A 20,367-nucleotide genomic window follows, 5' to 3' on the forward strand; every position below is an offset into this window, starting at 1 on the left:
TGCCATCGTAAGCAGCTTCAAGTTCCATTTCGTTTATCACCAAAACATTAAGTACCTTATCCCCCAAGTTCACAAAACGGGCTAACGAACTTTTGTCTTTCCGCTTTCTTTTTAAATTCAAAATCAAGCTATATGGAAATTTGAATAATTAGGACAAAAAAATGTTGTTCAATGCGTCGTTTAGTCTCTGTCTTGAAAGAATAGGACAAAAACGGGTCAAAATACAAGCAATTTACTGTTAGTCCTTTATTTCAATTATAGATATTTTCCTCCCAATATTATCAAAAATGAAGGCATAAAAGAATGTTTTTTTCCTGTAGCCTAGATCTTTGGAAAAGTAGTTTTCCAATAAAACATATTTTTCAAAAGCCAATTTTTTTCTTTCTTTTCCTTTCCCAATCGCTTTTTAGCCAAACCATTCAATCACCTAATCCTGAAAATATTGCTTTGCTTCCTGAAATAACTGTTGAATCAGCCGCTCCTTCTTCAGAAGTTCTCCCCACGGAGAGTTCTTCAGTCTACGGACTAAATCTAAAAGTCCTTGATACTCCAAGACAAATCACCCCCATTAATCAAACTCTTATTCGCTCTTCTGGCATGGCCGCCCAAGGATATATTGATCCTCTAAGTACCGCTTTTTTAATAGCTGGAGCGATTAGCGAAAATAGTGGAGCAATGATGGCTGCTCCTTCTATCCGAGGAATGGCTGCTCAACCCTACATCAATGGTATTCAATTCACCTCTCTCCAAGCCGGAATGCCCCTTACACCATTTAACTGGAATATGGTTGAATCAGAAGATATTACCGAAGGACCCGCCAATGCCGTATTTGGTCAACAACAACCTGCTGGCGGGACTGTAAACTATATCACAAAACAGCCTTACTTTGATCAATTTCGAGGCCAACTTTGGGATACAACCGGTATGTATCAAAACTATATGTGGGGAGTAGATTTAGGAGGTCCAATCGATAAAGCCCACAACATCGCCTACCGGTTGAGCTACATGGGTATCGAAAATGGAAGCTACTATCAACCTAATGTGCATAACGATCAAGAAAACATTTATTTTGCCCTAGGTACTCGACCATCTGAAAACTATTCAGTCGATTTTATCTCAGATTTTGGGACTTATGACTTTACTCCAATGATGTCTTGGATGAATAGACCAACCACAGCGCTTATCCAGAACGGACTTTACAATACAGGTGCTTTACCTCTTTCTCAAATCCAGATCGGACCAATAAATAATCCAGGGTTTGCAACATATGCTGGACCTTTGGAACCGATTAGTCGCCGATTGGTTGCCAATAATCCCGAAAGTATAGGTAGAGCTTACAGCGGTTTTGTCCAGCTCATACAGAAATTGAAACTGGGAGAAAATATCCAGCTTAGGAACAATACTTTTGTCTACTATGGACGAAATGTCGTGGTTGCACCTGCCTCCTACTATACCGAAGTGGCTATGGGTGACTATGAGATCGATAACCGCACTGAATTGCTCATTTCTTTCTCCACACCAATCGGTCAATCGAAAGAAAATGTTGGGAAGCAAAAAAGCTTTTTAGGTCAACTACTCTTCGATCATCAGCTCGATACAGGAGTTGAATGGGGATTTGAACATAATCTTGATTATGAATCTCAACTTTATTTTGGAAGTGCCAATGCTTGGGATATTCTCCGTACAAGTCCTACCAGTTGGAACTTTACTCAAACCGCATTCTTTCAATCCCTGATCCGTAACCCACAAGCACCTGGGGGTGGAGAATGGCCAATTCCAGGATTGCCCGGTGTCTATTTCGAGCCTCTAAACGGAAGTGCGGGGACTACCGATTGCAACTACTGGACAGTCGCTCCTTTTTTTCAACATTATCTAGCAATTAGTGATAAGTTGTCAATCCTCATTGGTGCTCGAGCCACAACTTATTTCATTTCGAGTCAGACCCCACCTGGTACTCCCCCAGAACTGTTCGTCCAAGCACAAACCATCCAGGAACTTCCAATGATTAATGCCAGTGTCAGTTACAAAGTTTTTCCCTGGTGGACAGCTTATTTTAATTACAACTTCCTCTATGTTGCCAATGTGGGAGCAGTTGGAGGATTTAATGTTTATCCCACTGGTTTACCTTCATCTGAATTTAACCTACAAGAGCAACTTTTTGAAGGCGGATTTAAATGGAGCCTTCTGCACGACAAGCTTTATGCGTCACTGGCCGGTTTTTCCCAACAAATTCCACTTTTTAACTTCGTCGATGTCCCTCCCACCCTAGCTACAATAACAGGCTTAGAACTGAATCTTACCTATCAGCCGACTCGTCATTTCTGGATGCGTGCCGGCACCTTCTTTTCCCAAGGAGTTGAAGATTGGGCTGGACTTCCTTTTGGACCTCCCATGTCACAAACTTATTCTACAGCTCTTGCTCTTCGAGCCAACTTACCCCTTAACAACTACCAAAGTTTTCCTCCAGCCAACTATCCCTTTATTGGTTGGCCTCAAGAGGTAATCAATGCCATGGTTAGCTATCAGACTGATTTGGGATTGGGCATAACTGTGGGCGGTCTTGTCATGAGTCCCCAATTTCTTGGATATAACTATGCGACAGCAATCCCCTGGCAATTTTTAATCAATGCTAGGGTATTCTACTCAGCCCCTAAATGGGAAGCTTCCCTTTGGATTTATAATCTAACAAACGAACACTACTGGCTACCTTATGCCATTGGTTCCATGCCGGATCGTACCAATGACTATGGGGGTATTGTTGCTGGCTTGCCCTTTTGGATACAAGGAACGGTAGCATGGAAATTTTAATGTAATCATGTTATAGTTTTTGAGTTTTGATTTAAGAAGTATTGTTATAACCAGGCTATAGTTTGTAGTATCCGATTTATACTTCCCTAATAGTTGATTAAAGGAAGAATTTTAACGAAATGCTATATGAATATTAATAGAGGTCTTTTTATAGAGCCTAGTTCTTTATATAGTATTTAGTGCTTTAATTAATAAAATGATCAAATTACATTAATAGGTGATTTCATAAAAAATGAATTTAGATGTTTTTGCATTATGGAAAGAATTTTTGTTTTTTTGATAAACATTAGTCATCTCTATACTTGATACTGTCCTTTTTTAGACGATATGATTTCCCGCGATATGGATGTACCGGTCACTCGAGTTCAGATTCCATATTCGAAGCTTCAAGCCCTACCAAAGGAAGAGCGTATAGCGTTCTTGCGCGTTGGCTGGCTATTCTCCGAAGTCAATTGGCTTAGGAAGCTATTGATGATTGTTGGAAATCAAAATCTCGGGCAAACAGAAATGCCAGCCACTCACTGGCTTCGAACACTTCTTTTGACGACAATTTGTGGAAAAATGTATGAAGGTTGGAAGATAATCTCCAGTGATAAGAATTATATCAGGAAAATAGTAGCGCACCTACTAAAGAGCGATGACAAATTCAAGAAGGAGCATGAAACATTAAATAGTGATTTAAAAAAAGGTTCTTTTATCGAAAAGATAAGACATAACATCGGCTTTCATTATCAGCTTAAGGATTTTGATCAATGGCCTCCACACGCTCAAGATGGTGACCAGTTACTCTCCGTTCTTTTTACCGAATACGATGGCGACATGCTTCCCTCGTTGCCTGTGGTTCCTCTCTTCGAAACCGTAGCCCGATTACATCGATCTTCTAACAATCCCGAACCAAACACTTATGAAGAATGGGAAAAGAGCCATTTGTCTTCATTAAACGAAGTAAGCAAGACCTCAAATTGCTACTGCGTTTACTTGCAAAAGATTTTCCTGACAATGCTGAAAGAAATAGTTCAAGATGATTGCAATATATCATACGAGAAGGTCGAAAATCCTCCTGCATACAATGCTCAACAAATTTATTTTTTTATGACACCTCCATCCAATGAAACGTACGACCAACTTAAAAAAGAACTCAATCCTGATAAAGGATAACAAAACTTCTTCTACTATTCTGAATCGCAACTTATTGATACTAAACGCAATGGTTTTTTCTGCTTAAATAACCCACTTGAGTTGAACGAAGTTCGAAGAAAGTCTAGTTTCAAATCAGTGCCTTCAGTTTTACGATTCTGCAAGAAGATTGCGATTAAAAGTCTAACAATTATGGCAAGGTAACACATCCTGAACTCTAACAAGTAGACTGTGTATCGAAGTCTTCTATCTTGTCCTTGAAATCCACATCAAAATGATGCCTGCTCCTTCCTCCACTTTTTTCTTCTATGAACTATCTATTGATAATTTTGACCATAAAAACAAAGAAAGCTAAGATCACTTAGCTATTGCATAATCCCTTTAAATGATGAGCCTTCAGATTTTTCCAGTCCAAGAAATGTTCGTTCTTGCATCGCGTCATAGATTTTGAGAATTTCTTGCTTCGTTCGATAATCGCCGAAGCGTTTCTCATCATTGCTACGAATAATCGGAAACTGGTCTAGAATATAGTCTACGGCATCACGAGGTTTAGGGAAAAATTCTTTAAGTATGCCCAGCTCTCCCGGACTCTCTGCGACTACAGCCCATTCCTGAATAGCTCGTCGCCATCCGCCATCAGAATCAGCAGGTAGATAGAGGTGGAAGAAGAGGGCATCCAACTCGCATCGGAGTCGAAACCGTCGCTCCGGATCGTAGAGGAAAGGTGGGCCCTCGTATCCGAGATCACGGGCAAAGGGCTCTAAGTCATATGCAGTATAGGTCAATTCGAGCACACGAGAACGAATGAAGTCTGCAATGTTCTCGGTTGAAGACCATGGACAAGGTTTGTCAAAGGATTGAGGCGAGAAGATCGGTAATTGCTTCATGATGAAGCATGCGAGACTCGTCCCACCTAACTTCTGTCGCGTACAGTAATCAAAGGACAATGAATTTAACGCTGCTACTAGAAGTACGATATTCTCAGGCGAGATAGGGAAGATTAAAGGGTATTTGCCACTTACCGCCACTCGAGGAATAACAGACGCAATGACTGTGCGCTCGTCGGTAGACCTTGCAATGTCTCGCCAACCCAGAAGCCATCTCCGGTTCCAACGATCAGCAAGCCTTTTATCAACCTCCTGCTCGGCTATCCAGTAGCGAGGAAGTATCCGGTAATGTGGATTAGCCAAGCGTTCAGGTAGTATTTCGGGAAGCTGCGTGCTTTTGGAGCCTCGCGGCTGATCTAAGTAATCTCCAAAGCGGTGATTAAACTGGTGAATCATCTTGGCTTCATAAAGTGGCAAAAAGTGCTCTTGATCCCGAACGAAAATGTTGCCTTCCAAATGATAACCTTGTTCTTCAAGATCTGCCCGCGTACGAAAGAGGTGAGAATCATTAGCCATATGAAACATGGCCTGGAATTTGATTCCCCATGGGTTACCAACCACTCCACTGTCTTCCCTAATCAGTACGGGCACTCGACGATATATGGCCTTGGTCAGTTCGGCATCGGTTCGGCTGCGAAAGATAGGCGCCGTTCTGGTATTAGGATTGAGAAGCTTAAAATCTTCCAGGGCGAGAGTGAAGCGACGATTAGTATCGGCTAAATCACTTACTTCATGGCAAAAAAAAGCAAATTCTGCTCCTAAAGAGTGGTCAATTTTTTCCATTGCATTTCGCGTCTGTGAATCCATCGAACAAGTAGTTACTCGCTCTTTTCTGTGCAAAGTCAGTAGAGAGAACTTGTAGCTTCGGTGAATTTCAGGGAATATTCCTTGACGGTTCTCAAAATCAAACATGCTCACGAGTTCGCCATGCTCGATTAAGTATTCAAAAAAAAGCTTGTTTGTGTCATCGGTGGCGATACCAGTGGGAACGATTATGCCTGCACGTCCGTACGGACCGACGAGCTGTAACACGGTTTCAGCGAAAACGGAGTAGGTATTGATGTCCCCCCTTCCGGTCAATGGATAACGACCGCTTGTGCGAATAAACTGACTGCTTGCATCGGCGTGTCGTTTCGCTTGTTCGAATTCAAAAAACATGTTCTTTTCTGCCTGTACATCTGAACGCTTAAGTTCTTCTATTAGTTTATTACGCGCAGCCGCATTGGGGGCGTTTGCAATTTCAGGATTACGGTTTGCAAAAAACTCCTGTTCCTGGAGCTTGATTCGTTCCCATGGTGGATTGCCAAGAACAACATCGAAGCCGCCTTTTTCCATAACCTCAGGAAAAGCAACGTGCCAGTGAAAGAACCTATGTTTGCGGGCAAGCTCTCGTGCAAAATTTTCGACCTCACGACGACTCTCAATGCCAAGCACTACCCGATATAGATCTTCAGTAACGGGGACACGATCCAATGTCTCTTTGATCTTGGGAGCAAAAAATGCAGCCACGAACAGATCTGCTTGGAGTTTTATACGTTTTTGTGTGGTATTCTCCTCCACTTTCTCCCATGCGGACCGTTTGCTTGCAATGTCTTCCAACGTTTCTTCGGGCATTTTGTCGAAATCAGCAGTGACAGCAGCGATCGACTTAAGGCTATCAGGATCAAACAAGTTGCCTTGTACAAAACCTTCCATAGCTCGATTTTCTCGATTTTTATTTCGAAGACTGCAACAGATCACTTTGCAATCTCCTATTAACTCTTTGTATGCATCATTTGGAATTCCCTTCTCCAAGATGGAGGGATCAAGCACTCCAACAAGACTATCTCCACACTGAATATGGTGGTCGAGGAATGTGAGTGGTTTACTAGGTTCAATTGTTTCTATCCAGAGAGCAGTACGACAAAGTTCAACCGCTAGTGGGTTACGATCCACTCCATAAATAGAATGCTGGACTACCTCACGCAATGCATGCTGTCGCGTGATCTCATCAGGAGTATCAGTACCAGATTCAAGACGAGCAATTTCGGTTGCCATGCGACGAGCGGCAGCAAGGAGGAAGTGCCCTGATCCACAGGCAGGATCAAGGATCTTAAGATCAAGAAGCGCTTTCCGAGGGTTTCCCGAAGAGTTTGCGATAACATCCGCCATAACAGGTTCGAGTGCCGATTTTATGAGTTCGTTAACAAGGACAGCAGGAGTGTAATAGGATCCTGTCAACTTGCGTTCCGAAGTACTCTTTTTCTCTCCATTGGATCGCTCAATAAAATCAAATTTCCAAGGTCTTGTGTTTACATCTATTTGTGGATGGAGTTCGAGAAGGCTTTCGTATACAGAACCTAGCTCCTCCATGCCTATGTCGCGATAGTTTACCCTGGCAAGTCTACCGTTAGTTTGGAAAAAGCCGAGACTTCGAATTGCCTCGAGCAAGAATTTGTTGCTGATCTGTCCAGTCTCCAATATCTTGCATTGATTTTCCTCAAATAGCCCACCTAATGCAGGTAATCCCAAGGTTTGTTCCCCTCGTGCTAGGCAGCCAAAGAGAATCTTCAAGCCCTGCCATAAATCATCGTGGTGATCATAATGGCGACGTTTGCCTGCGAAATCTCGCAGCTTTGCAAGACTATAGCCTTGCTCATAGATGGCACGCTGGTCGTCGGTTGCCTGCGATATATGAAGAAGATTGCGCTCTTCAGCAGTAAAGAGGAATAGAAGTCGGTATACAAGACGCAGTAGTTGTTGAAAATAATCTTGGACTGCAACCTGTCCTTCCTGAAGTGCAATCTGCAAATAATCATTTCCTGGATGCTGCAAAAAACCGTTGCCGAGCTGGAGCAACCCATTCTTGACTCCTTCCCGTAAATGTTCGAGCGCCCGTTCGCCAGTTTGGTGCGCTTCGACTCTCCACCGTTCTATTATCGTTGAAGCTGCTTTACCATCTGCCGATCTGAAACGCGAGGCATGAATGATCAGCCAAAGTGTTGCAAAATCTGGATAAAGCTGTTCGGAAAATATCAAATTGAGGTCAGCCTCAACATACGCTGGTCGAGTTAAACTTGGATTATTTCGCAGGACTCTTATCTTGGCACCATTGGAGATAATGCCCCACCGCACATCATTACTCGCATTCAGAAAGTCCTGCATAAGCGCATGTGGCGATCGACGTCGTCCTTCACTTCCAAATCGTAAATCAGCCCGATCGAGTTCAAACTGGATCGTGGTAAAGAGAATTGGCATGGAACCACCCAAGGCCAAGTGAGTAATTGGGAAAGAGTGTCCATCAATAACTAACGGAGGAGTACTAACAAGGTCATCGAAGCCGAAAATTTTTTTGAACAACGGCACAAGCCAGCCGTCAATACCAACTTCGTTGGTTATTAGATCTGCCTGTTCACGACCTTTAGTATAATTTGCATATAAATCATTCGCTATTCGCCAATAACGTGCAAGTTCCTCTCTAAGGACAAACGAACGAGTCAAGCCATAATCGTGATTGGACTGATTTGTGGCTTCCTGTGCAGCTATCACGTTCAGAAACTCCGGAGGGAAAATTCCACCCTCTACCCGCAGGGCTATGAAGCCGGTTTTCTTACGATTTCGAGTAATAGTCCAATTTCTCATAACTTTCATTTTCTTCTTGCCATTTCGAACTATCAGCCGGTCTTCAAAGCTTAGCCATGGGGATGAGCACGTAGAGTCCAATTTTGTCAACGGGAGGCACCGAGATAACGCGGTAGCGTATTCCACAGGCATCGCTTGCTTCTCGGACACGACGATGATCCGCAAGCAGTTCTACAGCTCGACGTTCTGCAATCTCAGCAAAACTAGCCCCAAGTTGGGGATTGAGCCTAAGTGCCTGAGTCAGAAAATGAACCTTCTGACCATCTTCCATGTTTCGGCTAGGTTTCAGAGAAAGAAGTCCCAATGCATCTACCTCATTTAATATTTTTGGAGCTTCCGTTCCACGGATTGCAACTCCGAGACATTCTTCAGCTAACAATACTTTCATAGGAGTATAACGTCCAAGTTCATCGCGTTTTTCGACAGTAATCTGGTAACGCAACCGAAGGAGATAAACGATTGTCCGTGCATCTACTGCATCTGTGAACATTGCACTATACCGTGCTCCAAAATTCGGATTTTCATCTTCCAGGGCACTCTCAACGATATAATCACCCAAGATAGCGACAAGAGGATGAGTCCTGTGAATATGCAGTACGCTGCTCGGAACTGGATTCTGAAAACCAACACGGATGGTGCCTTTGAGTCCAACCTCTTCCAGTCGATCACGAAGTTCGCTACGCAAATGATCCAGCGGAAATTTCCAATGATCGCAACAACATTCCAGCGGGGCACCGAGCCGTTCGGCAGCTTTCGATACGAATCGCTCGACATCTGATGCACCTCCGAGTATGGAAACCGCCTTGTACCACTCTGGCACCACTTCTTCAGGTCGCAAACGGCGTTGAGCAAAAACAGTACGAGTCATCTTGCCACGCGCTATTTCCCAAGCATTGTCAACCTCCGCCTCTATCTCTCCGAAGTCGAATGCAAGTTGTTGCGTAGCTTCAATCTTTCGTCCCTTTTTTATCAATACAGACTTCATAATAGCATCGATAACCTTGGTGCTGTCCTCAGGCAATGGTACCGTAATGCCAAGCTCCTTGCGAATCTTCTCTGCTTTTCGCAGGATCACTTTTAACACAGCACCATCGACTGGATTATTCTCACCATAGATCATAAGGCAACGTACTACTTTAGAAGCTTGGCCAAAGCGGTCAACTCGCCCTTCACGTTGCTCATGACGAGTAGGATTCCAAGTCAGATCGTAATGGACCACTGCATTAAAAAATTGCTGTAGGTTAACACCTTCCGATAAGCAATCGGTAGCAACAAGTACGGGAGAGACTCCATCTGGTAACTCTCTGAGTGCTTCTATTCTTTCTTCTCGCTGGTCAGGAGTGAGCTCTCCTGTTACAACTATGACGGACGCTTTATGCTCTGGAAGTAAAGACTTCAATTGTTCAGCCACGTAGTAAGCTGTGGCGATATACCGGCAAAAAATCACTGGTTTGAATCCCTGATTCAGGAGCTTAAGAATTTCAGTCGAGACAATGGCGATTTTAGGATCGGACTTCAGACCACGCAGTTTTTCAGCTTGCCTAATAAGCATCCGAAGCACTGCAGCATCTTCTGGTGATTCTACCGTTCCAGCTGGAACAGTTTCATTAAGTGTTAAAATATCATCGGCCATTCCGTCAATGACCGTCTCAATAGCTGTCTGGTCAAGCTCAGCGATTTGCTCGGCTTCGTTTCCTCTCTCCACCACTTTTAGGCGGGTGCGAAGAGCAAGTGCGGCTGCTGCAGGGCTCGATGAGATGCACCGAAGTAACGCAAGAGCTGCCCACCACGACATGCGTCGTTCCAGTTCTGTTTTTCCCTCAGCACTTTGAACCATGCTTTGAGCATAATCAAGAACCATGTCGAAGAAATCTCCCCATGATCCGTTTAATTTGTAAGTTGCTTCTCTACTTTCACGCACAGGAAACCCAATAGAATCTCGCCATTCCGTAATGTCGCTACGTCGCCTCTGAACGAAATGATTGGCTAACTTTTCACGCAAGTGTCGACGTTCTTCTCCTTCCGGCAATTCACTCAAGGCACTAAAACAGGGGTCAAGGAGAGCAAGGAGATTGTAAAAAGCGACATCATAACCGGAATGTGGTGTAGCGGTAAGGAAAATCATGTGCCTGTTACTCTTTTTAGCAAGACCCTTAATAAGCTCGTATCGTTGATGACGTATCCTTGTGCTCGATTGAACACAGGTATGAGCTTCATCAATGATCACAAAATCCGGGCAGGCACGGAAAAAGTCCTCTCGACGCCTATCAGATTTAATATAATCTAGAGATACTACTGTGAATGGATAAACCTGGAAAATTGACTCGTCCGGCCTTAATCCTTGCTCCAGACGGGGTACGGTTCCAGTGCGGACTGTTTCAGCTTCTATATTAAATTTGGATGCCAGCTCCTTTTGCCATTGCTCGCAGAGATGTGGTGGACAAATGACTACTATTCGTTCGATCTCGCCTCTGTCGAGCATCTCTCTTGCAATGAGACCAGATTCAATCGTCTTCCCAATTCCGACATCGTCGGCGATCAGGAGCCGAATAGTTTCGAGCTTGAGTGCCATGAGTAATGGTACCAACTGGTAAGCGCGAGGCTCTACAGAGATGTTACCGAAACAACGAAATGGGCCAGCCCCTGTCCTCAATTTCAGACGCAACGCATCACGCAGAAGCAGGGCACTATCCCATGCACCTGGACAAGGAGTATCGGGCAACTCGAATGTTGCAGGTTTCGGTTGCACAGACTCAAGTGGCAAATAAATGAGGGTGGCGTCATCCTCACTGCCACCGAGAGGACGGAGTCGTAACAGATTTGGCCGAGTTTCTGGCAACACTACCCATTCACGTCCCCTTGCCTTAACCAGAGTTCCAGGTTGATAGGAAATCTTTAAGCTCATAGGCATTCATTCCATGAATCACTAACCAAAAGACTCAACAGATGCAGAGGTATCTGTGGAACCGAAAAGCCATCTATACCTAGAGAGAATTTCGGGCCAGGATTTTTGGTCGGCAGGAAATCGTATAACGGTATACCCCGCATCCTCAAGTCTTGCAGTTATCGTTTGATCTAATGTCTTTTGAGTATTGCCCGCGTGATGAGGACCGTCGATGTATATAAGAGTCTGTTTGCTCTCGTAAGCAAAATCAGGCCTGGTCTTAAAAGATTCGAGATAAGGTTGCGCTTTATCTGGAAGGTGAAATCCACCATCTTTTAAAAATCTAAGCCATTCCTTTTCAAGCGTGGATACCGAAGCATTAATCATCTGCTCAAAGCTCTCGCTTGAATTATAGGAACTCCCACTCGTGCTTCGAGTTACCCTCGTAAGACGGCAAAGGAAATCGAGCATCATCTCGTTCTTTCTATCAATATCTTTATGTTCGAGTTGGTTCCGATAACTAAGAAGACAACGGTAACAACCAGCCTCGCAAGTATAATATTCGTTTTTAAGGTCTTTATAGTCGATCCATTGACCCGAAATTGAACTAAAGTGACAAATTTCCAGTGCTTTTCGAGCAATGCGTTGTATGGCTTTGGCATCGCTAGCGATTCGAGTCAACACGCCTGCACCACCTTCGGCCGCCTCGTAGAATAGTATGCTTCGTCTATTTTCCATATCAGGCAAAGGTTCAGCAGCAAGCTCAGCTTCTTCCAGCTGGAATTCCTGTTCAATTCCTCGCTTGAAGGCGTATTGAAGCGTAGTCATAACCTCTTTTGGAAATGTTCCTTTTGGAATTAAGATGAGTGCATTACGCGTGTCTTCGACAAAAGGTGTAATACGTTCAATCTTTTTCCCTTCCCTCACGGAATCATCCTCATCATCCGTTGGCGCCTGAGAATCTTTACACCACTCGCCTGTTTTAACGTCAATGGCAAAACCGTAAATCGACTTGTCTTTGCGGCGTCGCCAACCGAGATTGACCCTCCAGATTGTAGCCGCAGGACCATAGTGGAGTTCGAGTATCTTTTTGCCCCCCTCGATAAAAACTGATGACTGAACACGAGGTTTCCCATTAGTCATGGCGAAATGTAGAGTAGTGATCATCTCGTAACCCTGACGTTGTCGTTCTTCATCATCCGAAGTAATCCGCATCGCACGGCGGGTTGAAACCTGTTCTATTCGATAAAGGTTATAGATAAGGCGTCCACCATCGAGTTTATAACCGCAATTGACGCAACACTCGAAACGGCTTTGCTCTCCGAAGTGTCCGTATCCGCAGTTAGGGCATAATCGGGCGGTTTTTAGCGTAAGCCATGAAGAAGTCGTAACGCTGCTTTCGTCACTAATTGTTAAAATCGCGCGTTTGACTCTATAAGTGCTGCCTTCATGATAGATTATCGATCTAGGTCCGAATTCACTTAATCCGATAAAGCGAGGCCGACTCAGAAAAGTTTCTCGGGCAACTTTTCCCTTTCTCCCTGGAATGAATGCAAGCAATGGTAAACGAGGGAAATTATATCCAGGCAAGAACCCTTCAGAGGCGAGATAGCGATAAGTATAAAAATCGGAATTCATCGTTGCTTTCGCGTCAAGGAGCAGGGAATTCTGCATAAAGGCTTCGTCATGGCGAGTCTTAGCCTCACGCCTTTCTTGTTCAGTGGCTGCAGCATTACTAAGGATATCTTGAGCAAGCTCCATTTGTTTTTTCGTTGCCCGATACAGTGAACGCCAACGTTGAAACGCATTATTGAACTGGTGAGGAGCTCCTTTAATCACATTTTCAAGCCAACTCGGGGTATTCCATGGGGCCCGTGCGACATCGAGATCATCCCTGAGCATGGCAAGAATGCGGTTACAACGATAAATTGACTGGGCAACCACAGTCGGCTTGTTGATTTCTATTGCAATGTCTTCGCGCAGAGGAAGTTTATCCGTATCATCTAAGTCAAGGACATCGCGCACTGAATCGCCGAGTTTCTTTCCAGTCTCAGCAAGCCAGACCGCATGAAGATGACTCTTTACTAGATCTTCATTAGCTAGATCAATTGTTGGAGGGTTGACTGCGCCAGCGACCATACGCGCTGGATCGGAAAAGAAGTACTGATCATGAGGTGATTTTGCGGCACAATATGTGATCACCAGTGCTGGTTGTCCGCTCCGTCCAGCACGGCCGCTGCGCTGGGCATAATTTGCAGGAGTTGGCGGTACATTTCTCATATATACAATGTTCAGAGTCGAGATATCAATGCCTAGCTCCATGGTTGGAGAACAAAACAATACGGGCAACCCATCGGGCTCGAGTTTTCCATTAACGATCTTCTTCTGTGAAAGCCCCCTGCGAAATCGCTCCTCTCTTTCTATCCGGATTTCAGGCTCAACTTGCGCAGTATGCTCACGCGCTTCTAACTGGTGTAAAAAGCGATCAGATTTTTCCAGGAGCTTCGAGATATTCTCATAAAGTGCTCGGTAGAAAGTGTTCAGCTTTCCGGCTTCTTCTACCTCTTGAATCTCAGGACGCCGCCATTCGAAAGCCGAACTGTCAATCCGATAGCCGATAAGTTCCCGGCCAAGCTCGGTCGGTTCCACATAACCATGAATCTTAAGGATACGTAGAATATCGTCGACTATGGCGTTGTATATATCCTCATCGAATTTCGGAGGAAAATGCGGATTATCATTCCAGGTAGATGGAGACCTCAGGAATCGTCCAAAAGAGGAACGCCAAGAAATGAAGATGATTTCCTGACGGGCAGTACTCGTCTTGACACGTGGGACCATATAGCGATTGGAAATAAGTTGTTCGCCTTCGGATAGACCCCAAGGCTCTTTAAGTTCGTTGAAACTACGATTGCGAATCTGTTCCTGGAAACTGGGATCAAGATATATCGTCTTGATACAGAGAGTTTTTCTCATTCTGTCTAGCAATTCTTTAACAACCTTGTACCTTTGTTCAGGTTTTGCTGATGCAAGCAATAAATGTGCTTTCCTCCATTCCGCTTCATCTGAGCAACAATCCTTTATCCCCTGATATTCAATGGATAGCAACTTGAGCTGTTCGAGGTTAGGATTGGTAATCCGCCAACCAGATCGAAGATCAAAATATAGCCGATACCCCAACACGTCGCGCAACGTCTTTATCGTATTCTGTGCCTTAATCCCTTTAGCTTCCGGATTTGCTGCATAGTCGTCGGGTTCGAGATGCAGATGCTCAATAACCTTCTGGGTAAGCATATCGTTTGTGATTCGATGATCAGGATGACTACGAATTGCAGCAAGCAGCGCACCACGCAGCAAGAGGATCTGCACGAAATCGTTGAAATGACCTGCTTGAAGGGATGCATCCTGACGATTATCTGTAAAAGCCAAAATCTTTTTGGCCTGATCGTTGAGATTGGTCTTGATCAAATACTTAAGCGCAGAGATTGTGAGGATGGTAGTCGCAGAACTGCGCCCCTCGCTCGACAATCCAGAAAGTTTGGTAAGATCACTGCGTACGTTTCCATCATAGGATACGCCACAGCGTAGGCAGAACCGGAAAGGACTTGATATGAACCAAGCACGAAGACCATCGCTAACAACCTGTCCGTTCAGACCGAGTTGAATCAAAATCGGTTGATATTGACGATAATTGGCTTTCAGCCGACCTGGATTTGTAGTGAAGTCAAGCCAATCTTCAGGATAGTGCTTTTCGAAATTGTTTGGATCGAAGATGCCTTCGTAATCAGGCATGAGATATCCAGATTGAAGTTCTTCATTTTTGCTCGATTGCTCAGTAAAATCTCGAGGGCTGAACGATTGTGGTTGCTTGTTGACCATGGTCGCCCAGACTGGGAAGTACTCTTGCCCGCATTCGCGGCAAAAACAAAGATTAAATAGACTGCGTTGACGATCGCCTGGTTTAAACTGTTGACCATCGACCGTGATAAATCGTTTTCCTTTTTCTTCCAGCGTCGAATAGACATTCCAAGCACCACTGATAAACTGATGGAGACGAAAGGCAAAAAATGGACGTCCCTTGTCATCGCGAGTTTCATACGCTTTGAGCAGAAAATCCGCTAAAAATGAATGGCATTTGTCTTGGAGAAGCCCGCTTTCCTTTGAAAGCTTACTTGCAGCTTCGTCAATAGTCAGAGGATGTGAAATGCGAACATATTTATCTCCTTGCATTTCAAGGCCTAGTCTTTGTTCAATCCAAGCTGCAACTGGGTGCATAGCAAGATCATTCCAACTTGGTGCTGGAGGAATGCCAGCCATTATGGCTTTAGCAAGTGCGCTACGATCAATTGGTACTTCTTTTAAAGTTACCCGTTCGATTGTCTCAGTAATGATATTTTCCGCTTTGACTTTCGTACCGAAAAGTCGTGTAGCAACCTCAGCGACAGCGCAAGCACGCGTTGTTGCATCCCCCTCTGATGCCATGGTTGCAGAAGTACCAATACAGAGAAGCTTGTCGTTGAAGCGTTCACGAACACGGCGTACAAGCATGGCAACGTCAGCGCCCTGCCTACCGCGATAAGTATGCAGTTCGTCAAGCACTAGGAACCGCAGTCCAATGGCAAGGGAACGGATAGAAATATCGACAGGGAGGAAACGAGTCATAATCAGCTCGAGCATGACATAGTTGGTGAGGAGGATATCCGGTGGATCTTTCGCAATCTTCTCCCGCTCATCATCTTTTTCCTGACCAGTATAACGGGCGAAAGTGACAGGAGATTCACCTTTTTTATAGCCATATTTGAGGAACTTCTCAAGTTCCTCAAACTGGCTGTTACACAGAGCATTCATTGGGTAGACTACAATTGCAGAAATCCCCTTACATTCCCCGTCCGCACGCTTGCGCCGCAATATGTCATCTACAATCGGTATTAGGTAACCAAGTGACTTGCCTGAGCCCGTTCCAGTGGTCAGAATATAGCTTTCCCCTCGTCGAGCTGCCTCAATTGCATCGTGCTGGTGCTTGTGCAGTATAATTGGCTCACCAACAGGATTGTCCGCAGATTTTATTCGGAAGATCTTGGCACATTCAGGATCAAGGATACCTTCTTGGATTAGATTGTCGATCTTGCCACCTGAAACGAAATTAGGGTTGATCTGGATCAGAGGAGATGGCCAAAATCGACCATTTCGATAAGCTTTATCAACCTCCTCTTTGATGTCTTCAGCAAGGATTTTAGTAAAACTACGCGAAAAACGTTCATAATCCTCAATCAATTTATTGCGGAATTCAAATACGTTCATAACTTTCTTTGATCTTGATCTGGTCAATATCGGTTAGGTGATAGAATGGCAGGTAGAAAAACACGTAGATACATGACCTTTGCCGTAATTCTCAAGCCAGAAAAAAATTCCCGCCAATGGTAAAAGTATAATAAGAACCAGTGCAGCGTATATTTACGGTTACAATTGGCTTGCGCACAATGCCAATTCGTGAGGGTTGATGCGGATATTGGTTTCCATGTCTCAGCAAGACAGTTAAAAACACTCAAAAGATTAACAGAATCCATTCTTTTTACAATAATATGCAGAGAGGCATATCACAATATCTTTTCTTATCTAGTCAAGGATTTTTTACTTTTTTCAGATTACTGTAATTCTTTTGATTCACTAAACTCTATTAGGATGAGATAACACATCCATTATTCTACATGAATGTTATCTTAATCAACGTAATAAAAAAAGACAATGTGGCTTATAAGTCACCAAAACAGATACCAACATCAATTGATTTATAAGTTTCTATCCAAAGAAATTTGAGAAAAAGAAATAGTTAAACGGAAACTTATCTGTGGAAATGCTTACAGGGCGATGAAAAAGATGTAATTTTTCTCTCTATGGTTGCCGCCCCCAACCAACAAGTAGAAGCACTTACCAAATATATTTATAAACAAAGATTTAATGTCGCAGCAAGTAGGGCTAAAGCTCAAATGTGGCTTCTTTATTCAATCGGTCCAAAAGAACTACACCCAGACTGTATGCGTAAAAAACTATTAGATCATTTCTTAAATTATAAACCAAATCAAATAGATGCTCCTGATTTTGACAAATGCGAAAGCAAATTTGAAAAAGAGATCGCTACCTTGATACATAAAAAAGGATATGCTATTGAACTTCAATACAAGGCTTTATCTTCAGCAAATTATCGCATCGATATCGTCATCAAAGGCAATAACAATCGTCTTGCCATGGAATGTGATGGACCACATCATGAAGAACCAAAACAAATTCAAGATGATATTTCTAGACAACGATTACTTGAAAGATGCGGATGAAAATTTTGGAGAATTTCACTTTCTAAATGGGAATGGAAAGGAGAAAGAACTTTAGAGCCTCTTTGGCAAAAATTAACATCAAAAGGTATTACACCTGAAGCATAAAGAACAAAGCTGTCTTTTGCCTATTTACATAACATATATTATGACCTGACCTCTTTTTGAAATTGTGTAAATATTATATACATAATTTCCTTTTTTATTTCATAATCACTTATAATCGATAATTCTTTTCTTTCATCTAAATATAATATTACTCAATCTTGTCGTCATAATGTCGTTATGTTAAATATTACCTAGTATTATTATTTCTCCTTGCATGTATATCAGATTAATAGATTCTATGCAGTATGTATTCCTTGAGTTATCTTCTTAAAAGGAACTCTGTAGCAATATTTATTGTAATCTATTATGGATTATATACTGAATATTTAATGTGTCAGCAATCTGAAGATAGAAAAGAAGTTACTAATCCCAAGGCTCTCCTCGCTCAGAATCAAACGACTATTACATCAGAACAATCTCCATCTCAACAAAATCAAACCGTACAGAATACAAAACCAACAAGACCCTATATTAAAGCTGATAATTCTGGAGTTGTTATGCCAGAAGTAGTAGTGACCGAATCTGAACCTTCCTTAACTGTACCTTCAGCACAACAGATGAAGAAGATACTCGAAGAGCTTCCCGCTAGTTCTAATCTAATCGAAGCAAAAAGGGTTCGACAGGGAAGAGCGGCCACTCTACAGGATCTGTTTTTGTTTCAACCAGGTATCTGGACTCAGCCAGGATTTACAGGTCCTAATGCTTTTAGAATTTCCATTCGAGGATCTGGACTTTCGACGGGTGCAGGGACTGAACGTGGTATATGGTTTTTACAAGATGGTATGCCCTTAAACCCACCCGATGGGGTACTTTTCAACCAAGGGGAATTCGACCCTTTAGCCTACCAGTATTCGATGATATACCGTGGGGCTGAAGCTTATAATTATGGGTTTGCAACACTATTTGGAGCTGTTAATTTTGTAACCTATACTGGTTATACTGCTCCGGCTTATTCTGCATACTTTACTGCTGGAAGTTTCGGCTGGCTTCAAGGTTCTATTGAAGCAGCAGGAGTCGAATCAAAAACTGATTATTTCGCCGTATTATCTGATGCTTCTGCAGAAGGATACCGCTTCCACAACAGTTTTAACAATGCTTGGCTTAATACGAATGTCGGTTATAAGATCTCCCCCAATATTGAAAATAGGATCTATTTTACTTATTCCAATCAACAATGGCAAGTCCCCGGTCCCCTTGCCCTTGAAGAAGTTTTAACGAATCCAACAACCGCTAATCCCGCTTACGTGGAGGGAGATTACCGGCAATTTTGGGATACTACTCACGTCGCTGATAAAGCAACCTATGCTATTGACCAAACCCAATCCATTAACATGGGAATTTCTTGGACAAATCTGCATCAAATAACCTTTTATGGGCTTTTTTTCCAAAGTTCTAATAATTTCTTTTCTTTGCCCCTTAACTATGTCCGAACGGCTGATCTTTATGGCCACCGGAATATGCTTGTAGCTGGAGTCATGCCAATGGGTGAGTTTTATCAAGAAAATTGGAATAGGCTCCTTGGGACTATTCAAGGAATACCGATGGCTACTTACAACATGACCGTTGTCAATATTCCTATATATGCTTATGATCAATTTTGGATTACAGATAGATTTTCAATTAATCTAGCCCTACAAGCTATTTATGATCGATTAACCAATGAAGCCTATAAGGATCTCATCCATCGAAGTGTCGATACAACCCTTACCTTTAGCCAGTTTAACCCTAAATTAGGACTTTTATATCAACTCGATGCCAATAACCAGATCTACACCAGTGTTGCCCGTAGCTATGAGCCCCCTTCCCTTTATGAAACAGCTATTTCCCCAACCGCCTTACCAGCAAATCTTGCACTCTATCCCAATTTAGCTCAAACAGCCATCACCGCTGAAATCGGTACTAGGGGACAATGGGATAGATTAAATTGGAGTGTTGCTTTTTTCCAATCTTGGGTAACCAATGAGCTGCTCGAAGTTTCTTTAAACCCTCCACTCAACACTCTTATTTATACTATCAATGCTCCCCCAACAACGAATCGTGGAATTGAAGTAAGCCTAAATACCTTACTAGCCAAGGGGTTAATGGTCAGCCAAGGGGAACTCCAAAATCAAGATCAAATAATGTTATATCAAATATTCGATTGATATCGATTTTATTTTAATGGTAATTATTTTTCCCCCCTTACCCATCATGAAATCACGTTTCGAGGCAATCAACTCTTTGGCGTTCCAGAATATTCTTACATGGCTCAACTTCTCTACCAACATCCTTCAGGGTTTTATATAGGTCCAAACGTCATGGCTTGGTCTACTTATCCCGTAGATTTACTTAATACCACATTCGCCCCAGGAACAGCTTTACTCGGTTTTCGGATCGGTTATCAAAATCCTAAAAAGCATTTATCCATTTACCTTGACGGAAGAAACCTCACCAATGAACATTATGTGGCCATGGTCAGCGATGTTTTCGACGCTTCAAATGGAGGAAAAATTCCTCTTTCTAAACAAACCTATTTCTGGCCAGGGGATGGATGGGCTATCTATGGGGGGATTTCATGGAACTTTTAGCTTTGTAACTACTCCCTGTTCTAAAA

Annotated in this window: 8 protein-coding genes; 5 read left to right on the forward strand and 3 right to left on the reverse strand. The window is 43.1% G+C overall.

Annotated elements, in window-relative coordinates; translation table 11 throughout:
- Positions 1 to 303: 303 nt before the first annotated feature.
- Together IT6_RS02635 and IT6_RS02640 are read left to right on the forward strand one after the other, a co-directional pair.
- Positions 304 to 2,808: a TonB-dependent receptor gene (locus IT6_RS02635; protein ID WP_242524302.1), complete on the forward strand. Its 2,505-nt coding sequence runs from the start codon at positions 304 to 306 to the stop codon at positions 2,806 to 2,808.
- A gap of 327 nt (positions 2,809 to 3,135) precedes the next feature.
- Positions 3,136 to 3,966 carry a hypothetical protein gene (locus IT6_RS02640; protein ID WP_206827513.1) on the forward strand — a complete coding sequence of 277 codons (831 nt, stop codon included), beginning with the start codon at positions 3,136 to 3,138 and terminating at the stop codon, positions 3,964 to 3,966.
- 344 nt (positions 3,967 to 4,310) lie between these two features.
- On the opposite strand, the gene IT6_RS02645 is transcribed toward IT6_RS02640, so the two are convergent.
- The 3 genes from IT6_RS02645 to IT6_RS02655 are packed head-to-tail and all read right to left on the reverse strand — an operon-like array spanning position 4,311 to position 16,638.
- The gene (locus IT6_RS02645; RefSeq protein WP_206827522.1) at positions 4,311 to 8,462 is read right to left on the reverse strand and encodes an Eco57I restriction-modification methylase domain-containing protein; all 4,152 of its coding nucleotides are present in this window, start codon (positions 8,460 to 8,462) and stop codon (positions 4,311 to 4,313) included.
- 34 nt (positions 8,463 to 8,496) lie between these two features.
- Positions 8,497 to 11,358: a helicase-related protein gene (locus IT6_RS02650; protein ID WP_206827524.1), complete on the reverse strand. Its 2,862-nt coding sequence runs from the start codon at positions 11,356 to 11,358 to the stop codon at positions 8,497 to 8,499.
- A 21-nt stretch (positions 11,359 to 11,379) separates the two neighbouring features.
- Entirely contained in the window at positions 11,380 to 16,638 is a 5,259-nt protein-coding gene (locus IT6_RS02655) for a DEAD/DEAH box helicase (RefSeq protein WP_206827533.1), read from the reverse strand.
- A gap of 593 nt (positions 16,639 to 17,231) precedes the next feature.
- Here IT6_RS02655 and IT6_RS02660 point away from each other — a divergent pair.
- From IT6_RS02660 to IT6_RS10545, 3 genes are all read left to right on the forward strand, one after another.
- The gene (locus IT6_RS02660) at positions 17,232 to 17,669 is read left to right on the forward strand and encodes a hypothetical protein (RefSeq protein ID WP_206827535.1); all 438 of its coding nucleotides are present in this window, start codon (positions 17,232 to 17,234) and stop codon (positions 17,667 to 17,669) included.
- A 350-nt stretch (positions 17,670 to 18,019) separates the two neighbouring features.
- The gene (locus tag IT6_RS02665; RefSeq protein ID WP_206827543.1) at positions 18,020 to 19,918 is read left to right on the forward strand and encodes a TonB-dependent receptor domain-containing protein; all 1,899 of its coding nucleotides are present in this window, start codon (positions 18,020 to 18,022) and stop codon (positions 19,916 to 19,918) included.
- 99 nt (positions 19,919 to 20,017) lie between these two features.
- Positions 20,018 to 20,341, forward strand: coding sequence for a hypothetical protein (locus IT6_RS10545; RefSeq protein ID WP_315861705.1), 324 nt, complete (start codon positions 20,018 to 20,020; stop codon positions 20,339 to 20,341).
- The last annotated feature ends 26 nt before the right edge of the window (positions 20,342 to 20,367 follow it).

It is taken from the genome of Methylacidiphilum caldifontis (assembly GCF_017310505.1).
GTDB classification, from domain to species: Bacteria; Verrucomicrobiota; Verrucomicrobiia; order Methylacidiphilales; family Methylacidiphilaceae; genus Methylacidiphilum; species Methylacidiphilum caldifontis.

Excerpts from the sequence above, each read along its gene's own strand:
- IT6_RS02635 (WP_242524302.1), top strand. The coding sequence starts at position 304 with ATGTTTTTTTCCTGTAGCCTAGATCTTTGGAAAAGTAGTTTTCCAATA.
- IT6_RS02640 (WP_206827513.1), top strand. The coding sequence starts at position 3,136 with ATGATTTCCCGCGATATGGATGTACCGGTCACTCGAGTTCAGATTCCA.
- IT6_RS02645 (WP_206827522.1), bottom strand. The coding sequence starts at position 8,462 with ATGAAAGTTATGAGAAATTGGACTATTACTCGAAATCGTAAGAAAACC.
- IT6_RS02650 (WP_206827524.1), bottom strand. The coding sequence starts at position 11,358 with ATGAGCTTAAAGATTTCCTATCAACCTGGAACTCTGGTTAAGGCAAGG.
- IT6_RS02655 (WP_206827533.1), bottom strand. The coding sequence starts at position 16,638 with ATGAACGTATTTGAATTCCGCAATAAATTGATTGAGGATTATGAACGT.
- IT6_RS02660 (WP_206827535.1), top strand. The coding sequence starts at position 17,232 with ATGGTTGCCGCCCCCAACCAACAAGTAGAAGCACTTACCAAATATATT.
- IT6_RS02665 (WP_206827543.1), top strand. The coding sequence starts at position 18,020 with ATGTATTCCTTGAGTTATCTTCTTAAAAGGAACTCTGTAGCAATATTT.
- IT6_RS10545 (WP_315861705.1), top strand. The coding sequence starts at position 20,018 with ATGGCTCAACTTCTCTACCAACATCCTTCAGGGTTTTATATAGGTCCA.